At 65.8% G+C, this 4,121-nt stretch carries 4 protein-coding genes and 1 pseudogene; 1 reads left to right on the top strand and 4 read right to left on the bottom strand.

Features of this window, described 5'->3' with window-relative positions; genetic code table 11:
- The coding region (locus AB7O82_RS37615; protein WP_428621860.1) for a hypothetical protein at nucleotides 1-1,112 on the bottom strand (1,112 nt) is incomplete at its 3' end.
- 252 nt (nucleotides 1,113-1,364) lie between these two features.
- Nucleotides 1,365-2,348 (bottom strand): Bug family tripartite tricarboxylate transporter substrate binding protein, encoded by a 984-nt coding sequence (locus AB7O82_RS37610; protein ID WP_428555350.1) that lies wholly within the window; start codon nucleotides 2,346-2,348, stop codon nucleotides 1,365-1,367.
- 161 nt (nucleotides 2,349-2,509) lie between these two features.
- On the opposite strand from AB7O82_RS37610, the gene AB7O82_RS37605 reads away from it, so the two are divergent.
- On the top strand, nucleotides 2,510-3,247 hold the full coding sequence (locus tag AB7O82_RS37605; RefSeq protein WP_428555353.1) for a hypothetical protein: 738 nt from the start codon (nucleotides 2,510-2,512) through the stop codon (nucleotides 3,245-3,247).
- Nucleotides 3,248-3,319: 72 nt separating this feature from the next.
- Here the strand turns inward: AB7O82_RS37605 and AB7O82_RS37600 are convergent.
- Nucleotides 3,320-3,706, bottom strand: a pseudogene (locus AB7O82_RS37600) (GNAT family N-acetyltransferase); the annotation flags it as partial.
- A gap of 63 nt (nucleotides 3,707-3,769) precedes the next feature.
- On the bottom strand, nucleotides 3,770-4,121 hold a 352-nt coding region (locus AB7O82_RS37595; RefSeq protein WP_428621858.1), incomplete at its 5' end, for an SRPBCC family protein.

Here is a 4,121-nt window from a genome sequence, read left to right as displayed (position 1 = left end):
TCGATCGCCGGCTGCCGCTGGCCGGCCTCGAGCCGCATCACACCACGATTGTAGCACAGCGTACTCGCAATCTCCGGACCCGGGGCGCAATCGATCGCGGACGTCAAACAGTCGATCGCGCGGCCGCGATCCGTCTCCTGGTAGGCAATAGCCAACGCCTGCCACACCTCGAACCGCTCGTTCGCAGGCACGCGGTCGAAAGCGCGAGTGAGCGTGGCGATTGCCTCGTCGATGCGGTTCAGCCGGATCAGCATCAGGCCACGCTCTTTGACCGTCGCGCCAGAGACATCGTCGGAGCCAAGCCGCTCGGCCGCCGAGTCGGCGAGCGCTTCACCCGCGGCCGCGAACGCCTTCAGCGGACGGATCAACGAGAACCTCGACTCCCGTGCGACGGTGGCCGCCATCAGATCCGCGCCGCCGCGCCAGAAGCTCAGGAAGCCTCGGAGCGCACTCGGCGTCGCTCGCCCGGCCACGTCGGATGCAAGCGCCGCAACCCCGACGTCCTCGTCACTCATTGCCGTGTCGTCGGACTGCTGCAGCCGGAAATTCAGCAGGGCATGCTGCGATGCCTGCGGAAGCGACGCGAGCAGCGCGCCACCGGTCGTTGCGTGTTCTGCGTGCAGGTGCCGCACCTGACAGGCGAGCCACGCCCCCGCGGCCAGTTGTTTGGCCAGGAACTCGCACTGGTTATCCGCCACGTCACGCCCGGGCATCGACCGCCCTTCGTACGCCCAAATGACGTTCAGCCCCTCGAATCGTTGGGGTTGGAGGATCGGGTTCCAACCGCCTGGCGACCAGTGCAGCAGGATCACCGGGCTGCCGCAGGCGCGCAGCTCCGCGATTTCAGTCTGAACACCGGGGCTCGCCTCGCCCTCGTGCGGTGAGATCAGCACGACAACCGAGCACGTCGTCAGCATCTGCCGCAGCTTGCCGCGATCGACGTCGGCCTCGAGGCCGGGATCGCCCCCGATCCAGCTCCAGTCTTCGTACTCGAACGCGAACAGGTCGTGCTGTTCAAGCACGTCTTTCAGGGATATCGCGACCTTGGCCTCGCCTGGCCGCGCTTTCGAGAAGCAGATGAAGACGTCGCGCCTGCGGTTGATCTGCGGCATGAGGAGATAATCCGCTCTTCGGAACCGCGTACCCTACAACGCCGCATGGGCACGAGACCAGTGACGCCCCCCTTGCTCGCCGCTATGAAGCGGCCGCATCGTGAGACCGCCTCAATATGCTCGTTCGCGAGGAGATCACGCGCGCGCCCTACGGCATTCGAACCCGTGCACCAGCCTCTGGGTGGGTGTGGTCGGCGATACTTCAGCGGCTTCTCGATCGTCGCAGTCGGATCCGCCCGGATGCGCCCATCGTCAGCTGGGCTTGATGTTGCCCTTCACGATCACGTCGGCCCAGCGCTTCATCTCGGCGGGCATCTTCGCCAGCACGTCGGCCTGCGGGCCGCCGGAGATCACGATGCCGAGCTTCAGCATGCGCTCGCGGAACTCGGCCTCGCCGATCGCCTCGTTGCCGACCCGGTTCAGCCGGGCGACGATGTCGGGCGACACGGCCTTGGGCGCGAACAGCGTGTAGTTGGTCGCCGATTCGAAGCCCGGCATGCCAGCCTCCGCCATGGTCGGCGCGTCGGGCAGCAGCGGCGAGCGCGTCCGGCTGGTGACGGCGAGGCAGCGCACCTTGCCCGAGGCGATGTGAGGCAGGTGGGCCAGCACGTTGTCGATCGAGACCTGGACGCGACCCTCGTAGAGGTCGGCCTGGAAGAAGCTGGTGCCCTTGTAGGGCACGTGGGTCATCTCCGCGCCGGTCATCTGCTTCAGCATCTCGTAGTTGAGATGGATCAGTCCGCCGAAGCCCGACGAGGCATAGGAGAGCTGGCCGGGCTTGGACTTGGCGAGGGCGACCAGCTCCTTGACGCTGGTCACGGGCAGGCTCGGCGTCACCAGCACCGCGATGGTGCCGTTGCCGATCTCGAGGATCGGCACGAAATCCTTCGCCATGTCGAAGCTGAGATTCTGATGGAAGTACGGCGCGATCGAATAGTCGACCATGCTGCCGACCATCAGCGTGTGGCCGTCGGGCGCGCTGCGCGCCAAGGCGGCGCCGCCGATGGTAGCACCGGCGCCCGGCTGGTTGTCGACCACGATAGGCTGGCCGATCTTCGCCGACACCTTCTCGGAGAAGGCGCGCGACACGGTGTCGACGCCGCCGCCCGGCGGATAGGGTGCGATCATTCGGATCTGCTTGGCCGGCCAGGCCTGCGCGCCGGCCGCGGCGGGCAGCGCGAGCGTAAAAGCCGATGCCGCCATCAGCCGGCGGCGCGAAAGTGTGGTCGTGCGCATGGGTTTCCTCGGTTCAGATCACCCCTCTACGAACGGCGAGGCGGTTTGTCACGACATTGCCGCCGACGAAGATGTCGCAATTCGGGCCACACCAGGACTGCCGGGCAAAGTGACCCGCCGCACGGTTCGTGCTAGTTTTTGCGGAACCTTGTGGAGCGACCATGACCTTGTGGAGCGACATCGAGGAAATCCCCGGCGCTCGAACGGTTGATACGCCCGGATATGGCAAGGCCGTTCTGCTGCCTGTCCCCAAATTGAGCCCCAGCACGCACTGGATGATCGGGCGCTACAAGGACCAGACCAGACTGGCCACGGCTCTGCGAACCGCCCCCTCGGCGCAGGCGTTCCTCGCCAAGTGCCACGTTCGCCTGGGCTTTCGCGACACCGACGTGCCACCCATAGACCTGGAGCGGCAAGAGTCATACGGCGACACCGTCAAGGGCAAGAACGCCGCGACGGACTTCAGCGACCAGCGGGTGAGAGAGCTTACCGCTCCCGCCAGGCCGGCGAATGCCGAGATGACCAATCGGATCAGTGATCGCAGGGAAAACGTCAGGACCTTTTGGGAGAGCCAGACGCCGCAATCGCACCATGTCGTCGAGTTCAATCACCTGGAGGGAATCGGCAAGAGCAAGCCCACGGGAGACCGCGAGCTCGATCATGCGCAGCTTCCCTGCGTTCTCCTGGCGGCGGAGTTTCATCAACGATACGTCAGCTCCATTCTCAAGCGAACGCACGGCTGGAGCAGGCAGCAGCTGCTCAAGAACATGCCGGACACGTACTTTTCCATCTACATCGTCGGCGGACGAATGGAAGGAACGAAGGGGGAGGAACCTCTCAGTCCCTTGTGGCACGTTTCTCGCGTCATCCTGCGGGCTGCAGGGCTTCCAGTAACCTGAGGGGATTGTCACCGCGGCGCTCCGAGCGACGCAGTCGGCCGCTCGATCCGCCTTTCAGGCCTTGCACGAGTCTCAGGCTGCTTTCGAAATTTCCGGCTGCAGCAGGCTGTACAGGAGAACGCTGCGCGGCTTCCCATCGACCCACAGCCAATCGCGCAGCTCGCCTTCCCGGGTGAACCCGAGCTTCGTCGCCAGCCTGCGAGAGGCGATGTTCTCCGCCTCGATCGCGGCTCCAATGCGATGCGTATTCATCTGCGATAAGCAATGATGCAGCACGATCCCGGCCGCCTCGGTCATCAGGCCCTGGCGCCAGAACCTGGGAGAGAGTATCCAGCCCAGCGCCAAGCGCCGGTTTCCGAGGTTCCTGGCATGATAGTTGATCGCTCCGGCGAACGCCCCGGAGCGCGTCAGGATCGCCCACATGCCATGCCATTGAAACCGCCGCAGATCTACACGGTCTGCGGCTTGATCCGGACTTCAGCGGACGGGGAACATCCTGCGCGACGTCGACCCAGGCAAGTTTCAGTGCGTCGCAGTACCTTCGGCGCGTTGCCGTAGCGCGGCGTTCAGGATCGCGAAGCCCCTTGCCGTGTCGTCGAGCATGGCGCCGAAGGCCGGAACGAGAAGCCCGCGAAATGTCTCCTCGTGGCGCAGCCGGCAGCCGGCGCCGCTCGGCTCGAGGATGAAGGCATGCTCGCCGTCGAACAGGCCGGGCAGCAGCAGATGGCCCAGCCAGCGCAGCTCGCGCCCCGGTTCGGCCACCCGGAGGGTCGGCCGAAACGTCATCGCGCGCCGGCCCGGCGGCTGCACCGTCACGCGCAGCCGCGCGCCGACGCGCGCCTCGCCCTCGACGCGGCGAATGAAGGGGTTCCAG

The sequence above is a fragment of the Reyranella sp. genome, assembly GCF_050185545.1.
In the GTDB taxonomy this organism is placed as follows: Bacteria; Pseudomonadota; Alphaproteobacteria; order Reyranellales; family Reyranellaceae; genus Reyranella.
Note: the sequence above shows the minus strand (reverse complement) of the source record. Positions and strands in the feature narration are given on the sequence as shown.

Bases quoted from the DNA above. Each gene is read 5' to 3' on its own strand.
- AB7O82_RS37605 (WP_428555353.1), top strand. From the start codon at position 2,510: ATGACCTTGTGGAGCGACATCGAGGAAATCCCCGGCGCTCGAACGGTT.
- AB7O82_RS37610 (WP_428555350.1), bottom strand. From the start codon at position 2,348: ATGCGCACGACCACACTTTCGCGCCGCCGGCTGATGGCGGCATCGGCT.